The 15,117-nt window shown below is 46.0% G+C and carries 15 protein-coding genes and 1 pseudogene; 14 read left to right on the top strand and 2 right to left on the bottom strand.

The window, feature by feature from the left end; all coding sequences use genetic code 11:
- Positions 1-6: 6 nt before the first annotated feature.
- Positions 7-1,041: pseudogene (locus ABLA76_RS08865) on the top strand (IS66 family transposase); the annotation flags it as partial.
- Positions 1,042-1,229: 188 nt separating this feature from the next.
- Here ABLA76_RS08865 and hmpA read toward each other — a convergent pair.
- The gene (gene hmpA, locus ABLA76_RS08860) at positions 1,230-2,420 is read right to left on the bottom strand and encodes an NO-inducible flavohemoprotein (RefSeq protein WP_348987638.1); all 1,191 of its coding nucleotides are present in this window, start codon (positions 2,418-2,420) and stop codon (positions 1,230-1,232) included.
- A 360-nt stretch (positions 2,421-2,780) separates the two neighbouring features.
- On the opposite strand from hmpA, the gene glyA reads away from it, so the two are divergent.
- Together glyA and ABLA76_RS08850 are read left to right on the top strand one after the other, a co-directional pair.
- Entirely contained in the window at positions 2,781-4,034 is a 1,254-nt protein-coding gene (gene glyA / locus ABLA76_RS08855) for a serine hydroxymethyltransferase (protein WP_348987637.1), read from the top strand.
- Positions 4,035-4,120: 86 nt separating this feature from the next.
- Positions 4,121-5,362 carry a 3-phenylpropionate MFS transporter gene (locus ABLA76_RS08850; RefSeq protein ID WP_348987636.1) on the top strand — a complete coding sequence of 414 codons (1,242 nt, stop codon included), beginning with the start codon at positions 4,121-4,123 and terminating at the stop codon, positions 5,360-5,362.
- A gap of 86 nt (positions 5,363-5,448) precedes the next feature.
- Here the strand turns inward: ABLA76_RS08850 and suhB are convergent, their stop codons facing one another.
- The gene (suhB, locus tag ABLA76_RS08845) at positions 5,449-6,252 is read right to left on the bottom strand and encodes an inositol-1-monophosphatase (protein ID WP_047768528.1); all 804 of its coding nucleotides are present in this window, start codon (positions 6,250-6,252) and stop codon (positions 5,449-5,451) included.
- A gap of 127 nt (positions 6,253-6,379) precedes the next feature.
- On the opposite strand from suhB, the gene trmJ reads away from it, so the two are divergent.
- From trmJ to ABLA76_RS08790, 11 genes are all read left to right on the top strand, one after another.
- The gene (gene trmJ, locus ABLA76_RS08840; protein ID WP_348987635.1) at positions 6,380-7,114 is read left to right on the top strand and encodes a tRNA (cytosine(32)/uridine(32)-2'-O)-methyltransferase TrmJ; all 735 of its coding nucleotides are present in this window, start codon (positions 6,380-6,382) and stop codon (positions 7,112-7,114) included.
- A gap of 252 nt (positions 7,115-7,366) precedes the next feature.
- Complete coding sequence (gene iscR, locus ABLA76_RS08835; protein WP_348987634.1) at positions 7,367-7,867, top strand: Fe-S cluster assembly transcriptional regulator IscR; 501 nt, start codon at positions 7,367-7,369, stop codon at positions 7,865-7,867.
- Positions 7,868-7,929: 62 nt separating this feature from the next.
- On the top strand, positions 7,930-9,144 hold the full coding sequence (locus ABLA76_RS08830; RefSeq protein WP_047768469.1) for an IscS subfamily cysteine desulfurase: 1,215 nt from the start codon (positions 7,930-7,932) through the stop codon (positions 9,142-9,144).
- Positions 9,145-9,168: 24 nt separating this feature from the next.
- Entirely contained in the window at positions 9,169-9,555 is a 387-nt protein-coding gene (gene iscU / locus ABLA76_RS08825; protein WP_047768467.1) for a Fe-S cluster assembly scaffold IscU, read from the top strand.
- 78 nt (positions 9,556-9,633) lie between these two features.
- Entirely contained in the window at positions 9,634-9,957 is a 324-nt protein-coding gene (iscA, locus tag ABLA76_RS08820) for an iron-sulfur cluster assembly protein IscA (RefSeq protein WP_047768466.1), read from the top strand.
- A gap of 42 nt (positions 9,958-9,999) precedes the next feature.
- Positions 10,000-10,521 carry a co-chaperone HscB gene (gene hscB, locus ABLA76_RS08815; protein ID WP_348987633.1) on the top strand — a complete coding sequence of 174 codons (522 nt, stop codon included), beginning with the start codon at positions 10,000-10,002 and terminating at the stop codon, positions 10,519-10,521.
- Positions 10,522-10,628: 107 nt separating this feature from the next.
- Entirely contained in the window at positions 10,629-12,476 is a 1,848-nt protein-coding gene (gene hscA, locus ABLA76_RS08810; RefSeq protein ID WP_348987632.1) for a Fe-S protein assembly chaperone HscA, read from the top strand.
- A gap of 2 nt (positions 12,477-12,478) precedes the next feature.
- Positions 12,479-12,814 carry an ISC system 2Fe-2S type ferredoxin gene (gene fdx, locus ABLA76_RS08805; protein ID WP_047768461.1) on the top strand — a complete coding sequence of 112 codons (336 nt, stop codon included), beginning with the start codon at positions 12,479-12,481 and terminating at the stop codon, positions 12,812-12,814.
- A 14-nt stretch (positions 12,815-12,828) separates the two neighbouring features.
- Positions 12,829-13,023 (top strand): Fe-S cluster assembly protein IscX, encoded by a 195-nt coding sequence (gene iscX, locus ABLA76_RS08800; protein WP_047768460.1) that lies wholly within the window; start codon positions 12,829-12,831, stop codon positions 13,021-13,023.
- Positions 13,024-13,193: 170 nt separating this feature from the next.
- On the top strand, positions 13,194-14,489 hold the full coding sequence (gene pepB, locus ABLA76_RS08795; protein WP_348987631.1) for an aminopeptidase PepB: 1,296 nt from the start codon (positions 13,194-13,196) through the stop codon (positions 14,487-14,489).
- Between the two features lie 98 nt (positions 14,490-14,587).
- A complete protein-coding gene (locus ABLA76_RS08790; RefSeq protein ID WP_348987630.1) occupies positions 14,588-15,016 on the top strand; it encodes an enhanced serine sensitivity protein SseB C-terminal domain-containing protein in 429 nt (142 codons plus the stop codon).
- Positions 15,017-15,117: the final 101 nt, after the last annotated feature.

The following is a 15,117-nucleotide window of genomic DNA, read 5'->3' as shown; positions in this document are numbered from 1 at the left end:
GCAAACACCGAATATCAACTGTTTCATGGCCGCTGTCAGTGTTGTCATCACACCGTCCGGGCTACGTTACCCGACGATGCGCCTTCCGGACAACTGGGGCCCCGTTTGATGAGCCAGATGGCGGTTCTGTCGGGACAATACCCTCTGAGCATCAGTAAGATACAGCGCCTGATCCGGGACACTTATGGCATCCACTTTTCCACGGGCCTTATCTCTGAAGCGCAGGGGCGGATCAGTTCAATGTTGACGCCGCTGCATCAGGCGTTAGGGCATTATGTCAGGCAATCTGCGGTTATCCATGTTGACGAAACGCCCCATCAACGCAACGGAGAAGCGGCCACCCGCTGGGTCTGGCTGCTCAGCGGCAGCAAGGCGGTTTACCAGAAAATCCGCGCTTACCGTAATGCGGAAACGGCCAAATTGCTGCTGGGCGAGACAACGCCATCGGTTATCGTGACTGACCAGTGCGCCAGCTATCACTGGCTGGCCCCATCCCGACATCAGTTCTGCTGGGCGCACATCACCCGCAACCTGCAACAGATGGCCGATTACAGCGGGGGCGGGCTGACCGCGTTTATCGGTCAACGACTGGTTTTGCTCTGCCATAGTGTGTTCCGCACCCAACACCGCTATGAAAATCAGAACATTGACGAAGCACACTGGCGCAATCGCCTGTCCAGACTCAGGAAAAGCCTGATGAGCTGGCTGAAAAAGGGAGAACAGGTTCCGGCCTCCCGTTATGCCAGCAGGTGTGCTTATATTCTTAAGCATGAAGCGGGATGATGGGTTTTTCTCCATCATAAAAACATCCCGTTGACCAACAACGAGGCGGAGCGGTGCCTGCGTGGCAGTGTGCTCATGCGAAAAATCTGCTTTGGGACAAATTCCTATCGGGGTGAACAGTACCGCTCCCGACTGCTGTCGGTGGTGGAAACCTGCAAACAACGGGGATTATCGGCACTGGATGTACTCAGTGAAATCGCGACAGCGGTGACCCGAAAACAGCCCTATCCGGATGTCTTTAATCTGCTTCCCTGCTAGTCAATACAGGGCTGGTGAATGGTTACCTCTTACCGACGACACTTGTTGTCGAGACAAAATTGCTCCCCTATTTTGTCTATAGCCTGTTCCCTTTTAGAGCAGTATGTTATTGGTCTAAGATACTGCTCTTGGAACAGGCTTTTAGTTCAATTTCTTATCCAGCATTCGGGGGTATCAGGGAAACCGTACTAAATGACTTTATGTGGGCCAAAACATTCATAATGGATATGTTGTTCATCAATGCCCATTGCCAGCAACTGTTTGGCAATATGTTGCATGAAAGCCACAGGTCCACAGAAATAGAAGTGCATCCCTGCTACCGTTATTGCGTCTCGCACAAGAGACAAATCCATAAGCCCGGTATGTTGATAATGTACGCCTTTCTGATCGAAGTCTCTGGGTTCACGATACCAAACTTGTGCATACAGATCAGGCATGGACTGGGAAATTTCATTCACCTTATCCGCGAAAGCGTGGTGGCCGCCATGCTCTGCGGCGTGGAACCAATTGACTGAACCCGCATGGTGTTGGTTATGCAGGGATTGCAGCATACTCATCATCGGTGTCAAACCAACCCCGGCAGAAATCAGCGTCACTGGCGTATCAGATTGCACATCAAGGAAGAAATCACCACGTGGCGCTCCCAGCATCACGATATCCCCTTCCTGTATCTTATCGTGCATGTAGTTTGACACCTTGCCCTGAGATTCACGTTTAATGGCAATTTGATAACTGGTGCCATTTGGCGCAACGGTCAGTGAATATTGGCGAATTTCACGGTTTTCAAGTGTTGGATCTTCCACATAGATCGCCAAATATTGCCCCGGCTTATAATCCATGACTTTGCCACCATCAACAGGCACAAACTCAAAGCTAGTAATGACATCACTTTGTGGTTGTTTCCGGCTGACACGGAACTGACGCAGATCACGCCAACCGCCCTCCAGAGACTCACCACCCTGATAGATTTCCTCTTCCCGATTGATAAAGACATTAGCCAATACGTTGTAGGCTTTTCCCCAGGCGGTGAGCACTTCATCACCGGGATGAAACAGTTCATCAAGGGTTGCCAGCAGGTGCGTACCTACAATTTGATAATGCTCAGGTTGAATGTTAAGGCTGGCATGTTTATGGGCGATTTTTTCTACGGCAGGTAAGAGCACCGACAGGTTATCGATATTGGCAGCATAAGCACAAAGGGCACTGAAAAGGGCTTCACGCTGATCACCATTGATCTGGTGACTCATATTAAAAATATCCTTTAATTCAGGATGGTGTTTGAACATACGTTCGTAAAAATGCGCAGTGAGCTTAGGGCCTGTAGAAACAATGAGTGGAATGGTCGATTTTATGGTTGCGATAACCTGATTATCTAGCATGGGGATCTCCTGAATTTTTCTCACATAATGCTGAAATTTATAAATTGTATTTTAAATACAACTTATAGGGTTTGGGAATATATCAGCCCAAGAAAAGAGGATTATCTTTCTTTAAATCAAAAAAACAGGGGTATTATCATTGCTGTTCCCGATCAGGATCACAAATATCAGTAATAAATCCGTAATCATTAGCAAAACAATTCGTTATTTAACGGCTAATCGACCACTAACCTATGAAGCAAACGTTTGCGTAATTTGTTTTGTCAAGACTATCTCATTCGATAAAAAGAGTTTACACTGTGTGACATTCTGGCCCTCAGGGGTATTTTTTAAGAGATGTAGCTGAGTCAGGAGAACCCAATGTTAAAGCGTGAAATGAATATTGTGAATTACGATCCCGAACTGTGGCAAGCGATGGAACAGGAGGTTTGTCGTCAAGAAGAACACATTGAATTGATTGCTTCTGAAAACTACACCAGCCCAAGAGTCATGCAGGCACAAGGCTCTCAGCTTACTAACAAGTATGCGGAAGGTTATCCGGGTAAACGTTACTACGGTGGCTGTGAGTATGTCGATGTAGTTGAACAGCTTGCGATTGACCGCGCAAAAGCGCTGTTTGGTGCAGATTATGCTAATGTCCAGCCTCACTCTGGTTCTCAGGCAAATGCGGCGGTGTATATGACACTGCTAAAACCCGGCGATACCGTTTTAGGGATGAATCTGGCGCACGGTGGCCATCTGACTCACGGCTCCCCGGTTAACTTCTCTGGTAAACTTTATAACATCGTGCCTTATGGTATTGATGAAAATGGCAAAATCGATTACGACGATATTCGTCATCAAGCGCAAAAACATCAGCCTAAAATGATCATCGGTGGCTTCTCTGCGTATTCTGGCGTTGTCGATTGGGCGAAGATGCGTGAAATTGCGGATGAAATCGGTGCTTATCTGTTCGTTGACATGGCTCACGTAGCGGGTCTGGTTGCCGCTGGGGTTTATCCAAACCCAGTACCTCATGCACACGTTGTGACAACCACAACGCACAAAACATTGGCTGGCCCACGTGGTGGCTTGATTTTGGCGAAGGGTGGCGATGAAGCGTTTTACAAAAAACTGAATTCCTCTGTCTTCCCGGGTTCCCAGGGTGGTCCGTTGATGCATGTGATTGCCGGTAAGGCAGTTGCATTGAAAGAAGCGATGGAACCTGAATTCAAAGTTTACCAACAACAAGTCGCCAAGAACGCGAAAGAGATGGTAGACGTATTCCAGCAACGTGGTTACAAAGTGGTTTCTGGGGAAACCGAAAACCATCTGTTCTTGCTGGATCTGGTGGACAAAGACACTACGGGTAAAGATGCTGATGCGGCCTTGGGACGTGCCAATATCACGGTGAACAAAAATAGTGTGCCTAACGATCCGCGTAGCCCATTCGTCACCTCTGGTATCCGTATCGGGACACCGGCAATTACCCGTCGTGGTTTCAAAGAAACCGAATCTCGCGAGCTGGCGGGCTGGATGTGTGATGTGCTGGATAACATCAATGATGAAGCAACCATTGAACGTGTTAAGCAAAAAGTATTGGACATCTGCGCAAAATATCCTGTTTACGCCTAATTTAAATAAAATGTAGTTTAGTAATAAGCCCGACTCATAACGTAAGTTTTGAGCGGGTTTTTTGTATCAAAAACGGGGGCATTCGGATGGTTGTTCCATCAACATTTTGGTTGGGCCTGGGCTATTTCACCTATTTTTTCTCCTACGGTATATTCTTGCCTTTTTGGTCTGTCTGGTTAAAAGGTGAAGGCATTGATGCCTCAATGATAGGTGTTTTGCTAGGTGTTGGCATGGTAGCTCGTTTTGTCGGTAGTCTGGTTATCTCTCCTACGGTAAAAAACCCCGCTAAATTAATTAATGCATTGCGTCTCCTCTCATTACTGGCATTGCTTTTCGCTGTTGGTTTTGTATTCGGTAGTTATTGGGTATGGCTTTTCTTTATTATGGTTGGTTTCAACTTATTCTTCTCACCACTAGTTCCCTTATCAGATGCGTTGGCGGGAACATGGCAAAAGCAGTTTACCTTTGATTATGGCAAGGTAAGGGTCTGGGGTTCGATTGCATTTGTGATTAGTTCGTCGTTGACGGGCATATTGATGTCTGCCAATGGTATCAATCTCTCAATCAGCAGTCTGAATTTTGGCTGGAATATATCGTCTGATAGTTTGAATCATTGGGTTGGTCACGAGTTATTTGGCACACACCATATCATTCTGGCTTTTTTGCTATTCAGCGTTACAGCTATGTTACTGGGAATGATGTTGAAACCTTCCATCATGCCGGTAGGTAAGATTAAAGCCGCCAAAACCAATGCCGTTTCTTTTAAAGAACTCTTATCTGAAAAGTCAGTGTGGCGTTTTTTACTCTGTGTAACTTTATTACAGGCTGCCCATGCGGGATATTACAGTTTTGGTTCCATTTATTGGGAGCAAGAGGGTTATTCCTCATCAACTATTGGTTATCTCTGGTCGTTGGGAGTGGTGGCTGAAGTTATTATCTTTACTTTTAGCAAGCGATTATTCCGTCGTTGGAGTGCCCGTAATTTGCTGTTATTGTCGGGGATTTGTGGGGTTGTTCGCTGGGGACTCATGGCAACTTCAACGGAATTATCGATGCTGATTGTTATTCAAATCCTGCATTGTGGTACTTTTACCGTTTGCCATTTGGCAGCGATGCGTTTTATTGGTGCCAGAAAAGAAAACGAAATCATCCGGTTGCAGGCAACTTACTCTGCTTTAGCCATGGGAGGCGGTATTGCCGTCATGAGTATGATTGCGGGTTTCATGTATGAGCAGATAGGAAGTGGCATATTTTGGGTGATGGCGCTGGTTGCGTTGCCCACCCTGTTCCTGAGACCAAAAGTTGAAGCCCATCCACTTTCGCACTAACAAAAAACGAAAATAAGAAAAAAGGGCACCCGAGAGGTGCCCTAAAAATAACATTGCTCAAATTATATTTATTCAATAATAACGAATTAACGTTTCAATGCTTCAGTCAATTCTTCACGCATTTCAGACAGAATGTCTTTAACGATACGTGGGCTACCAGCAACGATATTGCCAGAGGTGACATAGTTATGGCCACCAACGAAATCAGTGACAATACAACCTGATTCACGTACCAACAATTCACCGCCGAAGAAATCCCAGGGTTTCAGACCAATTTCGAAGAAACCATCTACCCGTCCGGCAGCAACATACGCCATATCCAACGCCGCAGAACCCGTGCGACGAAAATCGGCACAGCGATCGAATAATTTATTCAGTACATTCATATAAGGAATAGTGTGCTGCTTGGCTTTGAATGGGAAACCGGTCGCAAGGATAGTTCCATTCAGATCACGGGCATTAGTACCACGCAGACGATAACCGTTCAATTGAGCGCCTTGACCACGAGTTGCAGTGAACAGCTCGTTGCGCATTGGATCGTAAACTACGGATACTTCTGTGCGGCCTTTAATGCGCACAGCAATGGAAACAGCAAAATGGGGAAGACGTTTAATAAAGTTGGTGGTGCCATCCAGTGGATCGATAACCCATTGGAAGTCATCCTCTTCTCCTATGTGATCACCACTTTCTTCGGTGATAATCGTATGCTTAGGGTAAGATTTACGGATGATGTCAATGATCAGCTTTTCTGCTTCACGATCAACATTAGTAACGAAATCATTACTGCCTTTTTGGCTTGCTTCAACAGCATCAGGAGTTTCGTAGCTTTTGGCAATGTAGTTGCCGGCCTTACGCGCAGCGCGTATAGCGATGTTTAGCATCGGATGCATGGGTATCTTCTTCCACCAGAATTTTAAAGAACGGGAAATAAATTGGCGCACATTATAGCAGTAGTTCGTCAAAATGACTAATGCTGTGTTAAGATATTCGGCTCTTATACTGAATTTAAAAGCCGTCATGTTAGAGAATATCCGCATTATTCTGGTAGAAACTTCCCATACAGGGAACATGGGATCAACCGCTAGAGCCATGAAAACAATGGGATTGACCAACCTGTATCTGGTTAATCCGCTTGTCCAGCCTGATTCTCACGCTATTGCACTTTCCGCCGGTGCAAGTGATGTTATCGGCAATGCAACGATTGTGAATTCGTTGGATGAGGCATTGGCGGGATGTGAGTTAGTCATTGGCACCAGTGCCCGTTCCCGAACCCTATCCTGGCCGATGGTTGAGCCACGTGAATGTGGTGAACGCTGTGTCGAAACCGCCAGCCACTCTCCCGTTGCTATTGTCTTTGGCCGTGAGCGTGTTGGCTTGACTAACGAAGAATTGCAGAAGTGTAATTATCACCTTTATATCCCAACCAACCCGGAATACGGTTCGTTGAATTTGGCGATGGCGGTTCAGTTGGTTAGCTATGAAATTCGCATGGCATACCTGGCGACCCAAGAGCAATTAGAAGAGGCAACGTCACCAGAGCACGAAGTAGAGTATCCCCCTGTCGAAGATATGGAGCGTTTTTATCAGCACCTTGAACAGGTGTTGCAAGAGTCTGGTTTCATTCGCAAAGCGCATCCGGGCCAGATAATGAATAAATTAAGACGTCTTTATACTCGTGCCCGGCCAGAAACCCAAGAGCTGAATATCCTGCGTGGTATACTGACTTCCGTGGAGAAGTGGGATAAAAAATAACTTGATGTAGTTAAAAAATGTACAGTCAGAACTGTGGCAGAAAGTAACAGGAAGCGTCGCCAGAAAATACAATTTAACGGGATAATAGGTCACTGGATAATAGCGGAAAGCAGTTGGGAAAGCCGTGGGATAGGCAAGTGAAAACGTGAAAGATAGGCAAATAATAGTTGAGTAAATTACTCGGTTAAATAGTTGACTAAAATACTCAGGAATGCCACAATTTCACCCATATTTCACCACGGAGTTTTTGTTATGAGACTGACATCAAAAGGACGTTATGCGGTAACAGCCATGTTAGATGTGGCGTTGCATTCACAAGAAGGGCCGGTGCCGTTAGCCGATATTTCTGAACGTCAGGGTATTTCCCTTTCCTATCTTGAGCAGTTGTTTTCCCGCCTGCGTAAAAATGGTCTGGTTTCTAGCGTCCGTGGTCCAGGTGGCGGCTATTTATTGGGCAGAAATGCCGGTAAAATTTTCGTTGCCGAAGTGATTTCAGCCGTTGACGAATCTGTTGATGCCACTCGTTGTCAGGGGCGAGAAGGTTGTCAAGGCGGCGATCGGTGTTTGACTCATGCCTTGTGGCGTGACCTCAGTGATCGTATCACGAGTTTCCTGAGTAGCATCAGTTTAGAAGAATTAGTCAATAACCAAGAAGTATTGGATGTTGCTGATCGTCAAGACGGCGATAAGCGCCGTACCCCTGGCCCTAACGGCAGACTTCAAGAGACGATTAACGTTAATCTGCGTGCGTAACTTGCGGCAAATACTTGTGTGGCAATGAAAGTATTAAAAGTGTCTTACGGAGCATGTGAGCAATGAAATTACCCATTTATTTGGACTATTCAGCAACAACACCGGTCGATCCACGTGTTGCTGAAAAGATGATGAACTATTTGACTATTGACGGCGTCTTCGGTAACCCAGCTTCCCGTTCACACCGTTTTGGTTGGCAGGCTGAAGAAGCGGTTGATATCGCGCGCAATCAAATTGCTGACTTGGTTGGTGCGGACCCACGTGAAATCGTGTTCACTTCAGGTGCAACAGAATCAGATAACCTGGCAATTAAAGGTGCTGCAAAATTTTATCAGAAGAAAGGCAAGCACATTATCACCAGCAAAACTGAACATAAAGCGGTTTTGGATACTTGCCGGCAGCTGGAGCGCGAAGGTTTTGAGATCACTTATCTGGCACCAATGAGCAATGGCCTGATTGATCTGAAAGAACTGGAAGCGGCCCTGCGTGAAGACACCATTCTGGTTTCCATCATGCACGTCAATAACGAAATCGGTATTGTTCAGGATATCCTGACCATTGGTGAATTATGCCGCAGCCGTGGCATTATTTTCCATGTGGATGCAACCCAAAGTGTTGGTAAATTGCCAATCGATCTCAGTCAGTTAAAAGTTGATTTGATGTCCTTTTCGGCCCATAAACTTTATGGCCCGATGGGGATTGGTGCGCTGTATGTTCGCCGTAAGCCTCGCGTGCGTATTGAAGCACAACAGCATGGTGGCGGTCATGAGCGCGGTATGCGTTCAGGTACATTGCCTGTTCACCAGATTGCTGGCATGGGTGAAGCTTACCGTATCGCGAAAGAAGAACTGGAATCAGAGGCAGTGCGTCTGCGTGGTCTGCGTCTGCGTTTGTGGAACGGTATCAAAGATATTGAAGAAGTTTACCTGAACGGTGATTTAGAACAGGGTGCGCCGCACATTCTTAATGTCAGCTTCAACTATGTTGAGGGTGAGTCATTGATGATGGCATTGAAAGATCTGGCAGTTTCTTCTGGCTCGGCGTGTACTTCAGCGAGTCTGGAGCCTTCTTATGTCCTGCGCGCACTAGGTATGAATGATGAACTTGCGCACAGTTCTATTCGTTTCTCTTTGGGGCGTTTTACCACAGAAGAAGAAATAGACTATGCAATCAATTTGATTCACAACGCAATTGGTCACCTGCGTGATCTTTCTCCATTGTGGGAAATGTTCAAACAGGGTGTGGATCTCAGCACCATCGAATGGTCTCATCATTAATCAGACGGTTTCAGGAGTAACGACATGGCTTACAGCGACAAAGTAATTGATCACTATGAAAACCCACGTAATGTTGGTTCATTCGATAGCGAAGATCCGACAGTGGGTAGTGGCATGGTAGGGGCACCGGCTTGTGGTGACGTCATGCGACTGCAAATCAAAGTCAACGATGAAGGCATCATTGAAGACGCTCGTTTCAAAACCTATGGCTGCGGCTCTGCAATTGCATCCAGTTCTTTGGTAACAGAATGGATGAAAGGTAAATCATTGGAACAGGCTGAGTTGATAAAAAACACTCAGATTGCTGAAGAGTTAGAATTACCACCAGTGAAAATCCATTGTTCTATTTTGGCAGAAGATGCTATCAAAGCGGCTATTGCTGATTACAAAAGCAAGCGCCAGGCCAAATAATTTTTTCGCAAAAAGAAAATAATTCTGGTGGATATTGTTGCAATATCCACCTTTACTAGTTTTAAAGTGAGGTGTTGTATGTCAATTTCCCTGACAGAAAGTGCAGCCCAACGTATTTTGGCCTTTCTTGCCAATCGAGGAAAAGGTGTCGGGTTGCGCTTGGGAGTGAGAACATCCGGCTGCTCTGGTATGGCATATGTGCTTGAATTTGTTGATGCAGTAAATGAAGAAGATCAGATTTTTGAAGATAAGGGCGTGAAAGTCATCGTTGACGGTAAAAGCATCATTTACCTTGATGGTACTGAGTTGGATTTTGTTAAAGAGGGCCTGAATGAAGGCTTTAAATTCAACAACCCCAATGTTTCCAGCGAATGCGGTTGTGGAGAAAGTTTCCACGTTTAACCCTGTTTTTTGACCCGCATTTTGCGAAACCAAGAGTAACTTATGGACTATTTTACTTTATTTGGGCTGCCTGCACGTTATGCGATTGATCGTGAACAGTTGGTGACCCGTTATCAGGAATTGCAACGCCAGTTTCATCCTGATCGTTTTGCCAATCAGCCAGAACGTGAAAAAACACTGGCACTCCAACAAGCTGCTACCATCAATGATGGTTATCAGACGCTAAAACATCCCCTGAAACGCGCAGAATATATGCTGTCTCAGCACGGGTTCGATCTATCCAACGAACAGCACACGATGCAGGATACGGCTTTTTTGATGCAGCAATTAGAATTGCGTGAAGAGCTTGATGCCATTGGGCGTAGCATAGATCCAACAACAGCATTGAGTGATTTTTCATCTCGCTTGAATAAAATGATTAAAACACGTAGTGAGCAGATGGAACAGCAACTCAATGCTGCCGAGTGGTCAGTTGCAGCCGATACCGTCCGTAAATTACGCTTTCTGGATAAATTGCAACAGCAGGTTGAACAACTGGAAGAGCGGTTGTTGGATGATTTTTAGCGGACTTTTGACTGACTTTCAGCTGAATCGTATTGTTTAGCATGATTTTTGGCTGAATGGATTTCAGTTGAATAAATTTATGCTGATATAGATTTATAGGGGCACATATGGCTTTATTACAAATCAGCGAACCGGGTTTATCTGCCGCACCGCACCAACGCCGGCTTGCAGCGGGGATTGATCTTGGTACAACCCACTCATTGGTTGCGACTGTCCGTAGTGGTCAGGCAGAAACATTGGCAGACAGTGAGAACCATCACTTGCTTCCATCTGTTGTACAGTATCGCAAAGAAGACATTCTGGTTGGTCGGCAGGCGCGTCAGCAAGCTGCATCTGATCCTGCCAATACTATCAGCTCAGTCAAGCGGCTGCTGGGGCGCTCTTTGGCTGATGTGCAACAACGTTACCCCAACCTGCCATATCAGTTTCAGGCCAGTGAAAACGGTTTACCGTTGATCAATACCGTGGCGGGGCTAGTAGATCCTATTCAGGTTTCTTCTGAGATATTGAAGTCGTTGGCACAACGGGCAGAAGAAACGTTGGAGGATAAACTGGATGGGGTCGTGATCACAGTTCCTGCTTATTTCGATGATGCCCAACGTCAGGGAACGAAAGATGCAGCTCGTTTAGCGGGCTTGCATGTTCTCCGTCTCTTGAATGAACCCACAGCGGCAGCGGTTGCCTATGGGCTTGATTCCGGTCAGGAAGGCGTGATCGCCGTTTACGATCTTGGTGGCGGGACATTTGATGTCTCCATTCTTCGTCTTAGCCGAGGCGTGTTTGAAGTACTGGCAACGGGGGGAGATACCGCCCTCGGTGGGGACGATTTTGATTTGCTGCTGGCAGATTGGATACGTGAGCGAGCCGGGATCAGCGATAACGGTCACGGATTGCAGCGTCAATTACTGGATATTGCTACCCAAACCAAAATTGCCTTGAGTGAAGCTGAGAAGGCGGAAATCAATATTGCCAACTGGCAGGGTAATATTACCCGTGCCGAATTTAACGAATTAATTATCTCTTTGGTCAAACGCACACTACTTTCCTGCCGTCGGGCGTTGAAAGATGCAGGTGTGACCGTTGATGAGGTTTTGCAGGTTGTCATGGTGGGGGGATCAACGCGCGTGCCGTTGGTGCGCAGCATGGTGGGAGAATTCTTTGATCGTGAGCCATTAACTTCTATCGACCCGGACAAAGTGGTGGCCGTTGGTGCTGCCATTCAGGCCGATATTCTGGTGGGTAACAAGCCAGACAGCGAAATGTTGTTACTTGATGTTATCCCGTTGTCACTTGGTTTGGAGACAATGGGAGGGTTGGTTGAAAAAATCATTCCACGTAATACCACCATTCCTGTTGCAAAAGCGCAAGAATTTACCACTTTCAAAGATGGTCAAAGCGCGATGAGCATTCATGTGGTGCAAGGCGAGAGAGAATTAGTCACCGATTGCCGTTCACTGGCGCGTTTCGCGCTGCACGGCATTCCGCCATTACCGGCTGGCGGTGCACATATCCGTGTGACGTTTCAGGTTGATGCGGATGGCCTGTTGAGCGTCAGTGCCTTGGAAAAATCCACGGGAGTTGAAGCTTCCATTCAGGTTAAGCCTTCCTATGGTCTGTCGGATGAAGAAATTGCCCGCATGCTCAGAGACTCCATGACTAATGCACAGGAAGATGTTCAGGCCCGCAAATTAGCTGAACAGAAAGTAGAAGCCGCCCGAATGCTGGAAAGTTTAACCCGTGCATTGGAAAAAGATGCGGATTTACTGAGTCAAGAAGAGCAGGCTGCTATTGATGCTGCCGCACAAGTATTAATCGAAAGTGCTCAGGGAACCTCCCCTGATGCGATTGAAAGTGCAATTAAACAATTGGACAAGCAAACGCAGGAATTTGCAGCACGCCGTATGGACACATCAATCCGCCGGGCTTTGGCGGGTCATTCTGTGGATGAGATTTAATTATGCCTAAAATTGTCTTTTTACCTCATAACGAACTTTGCCCTGAAGGAGCAGTATTGGACGCGCAGGAAGGCGAATCCATTCTGGATGTGGCATTACGTAATGGCATTGAAATTGAACATGCTTGCGAGAAATCCTGTGCGTGTACCACGTGTCACTGTATCGTCAGGGAGGGCTTTGACTCACTGGAAGAAAGCTCTGAACTGGAAGATGACATGTTGGATAAGGCATGGGGATTGGAGCCTGAAAGTCGTTTGAGCTGTCAGGCCAAAGTTACCGATGAGGATTTAGTCGTTGAAATCCCGAAATACTCCATTAACCATGCGCGCGAACACTGACAGGAGAACAGAAAATGAAATGGTCTGACAGTCGTGATATTGGCGAAGCGCTGTATGATAAATTTCCTGATTTAGATCCCAAAACAGTGCGTTTTACCGATATGCATGAATGGATTTGTGAGCTGGCGGATTTTGATGATGATCCACAGAAATCCAACGAAAAAATATTGGAAGCAATCTTGCTGGTGTGGCTGGATGAATATGAATAGTGTGCAATTTATCTAAGAAAAAATAGCGCAATTTCACCGATTCCTGCTCAAGAGCTTGGCATAGTCTGTATTTAGTGGAAAACTGGCAATCGCCAGTTTTTTTATAAACCCTTACTGTGGAACAGTGACCGATGTGACACAGTGAACAATAAGATAAGAAGTGAGAAAAAATGACAAAGCAAATCATGCCCATAACACTGTCTTATGAGCCAGCTAACGCTTGCTGGGGTGAAAAAGCACTAATTAGCTCAAGTGAGCAAGGGATCACAATCCATTTAGAAGGCAATGGCAAGCTGGGTGCAATTCAACGTGCTGGACGTAAAATTGACGGGCAAGGAATTCGCAATATTGCTTTAGTGGGTGAGGGCTGGGATCTGGAAAAAAGTTGGTCATTTTGGCTGGGTTTCCGTTCCCCTAAAGGATTGCGCACCATTGAATGGCCACAACTCCCTGCGACGGAAAAACAGGAACTGGAAAGAAGGATCAAATTCATTGATTGGGTGCGTGATACCATCAACCTTCCGGCAGAAGATTTGGGACCAGAACAGCTTGCCCAGAGAGCTATTGATTTATTGCGCGGGGTAGCAGGTGATGCCGTGAGTTATCGCATCATCAAAGGGGATGAGTTGCGTGAACAGGGATATGCGGGGGTATATACCGTCGGCCGTGGCTCTTCTCGTGATCCCGTGTTCCTGGCATTAGATTTCAATCCAACAAAAGAGGCAAAAGCACCGGTCTTCGCCTGTTTGGTTGGTAAAGGCATTACCTTCGATTCCGGTGGATACAGCCTCAAACCTTCTAATTTCATGGAGTCTATGAAATCAGATATGGGGGGGTCTGCAACATTAACAGGGGCACTGGCTTTGGCGATTAGTCGTGGCCTGAAACATCGTGTAAAGCTGTTTCTGAGCATTGCAGATAACATGGTGAGCGGTAACGCTTTCAAATTGGGTGATATCATTCACTACCGCAACGGTAAAACGGTTGAAGTGATGAACACGGATGCAGAAGGGCGTCTGGTTCTGGCTGACGGTTTGATTGAAGCCAGTGCGGAAAAAGCGCAACTTATTATTGATGCTGCCACTTTGACGGGAGCAGCGAAAACCGCAGTAGGAAATGATTACCACTCAGTCTTAAGTTTTGATGATCAACTGGTATCTGACCTAATGGCAGCAGCCGATCATGAACATGAATTATTCTGGCGTTTACCGCTGGCTGAATTCCATCGTAGCCAACTGCCATCCAACTTTGCTGATCTGAACAACATTGCGTCACCGGCACATTCGGCAGGAGCAAGTACCGCAGCAGCATTTTTGTCGCACTTTGTTGAAAATTACAAAAAAGATTGGGTACATATAGATTGTTCAGCAACTTACCGTAAATCCGCTGTGGAACAATGGGCGGCGGGAGCAACGGGATATGGTGTACGTACCATTGCCAATTTATTGCTGACGAAAGCGAAATAAACTGAAACTCTTTTCTTAATAGCTCCTCTTGTGGGGAGCTATTGTTGAATTTTTCGATGACCTTAACTTCAATTAAAACAGTATTGTCGGAGATGCTCATGAGCTTATTAAATGGAACTATTGCTACCGAAATAGAAGTTCCTGACGGAAGCCTTATTACGCTAAGTCAGCCAGAAGAACAGCCGATTCAGCTTATTGAGTCACTCATTGAATTATTTAAACAACATAAACCTGTTCGACAGGCGTTTTTAATTATGGCTCATGATAAAAATGTGGATGAAAAACCCAATGTATTAATTGGCTTGGAATTCAGTGTGACACTGACAGAAAATGAGATTAATTTGCTGATGCAAGAAGCTGGTGAACTGGCTTGCAAATATCTTGATGAAGATGAATCTGTCGATTTTTGCCAGCTTGATGAACAAGAAGGGGGTATCAGCCATTTCTTGCTTCATCATACTCAACCCTTTTATCAGCGAAAATTAGGGAGCTGGCTGCGTAATACCATCCCAGTTATTAATCAATAACGGCTTGATTGCTTTACCATGACACCGTTTTCTTCGTTATGAAATCAGCGCCTACAGCAATAGAATTTATTTTAAACGTAACGCATGACATTGCTGTTTCA

The organism is Xenorhabdus sp. SGI240 (assembly GCF_040081915.1).
Taxonomy (GTDB): Bacteria; Pseudomonadota; Gammaproteobacteria; order Enterobacterales; family Enterobacteriaceae; genus Xenorhabdus; species Xenorhabdus bakwenae.
This window is presented reverse-complemented; position numbering and strand designations above follow the sequence as displayed.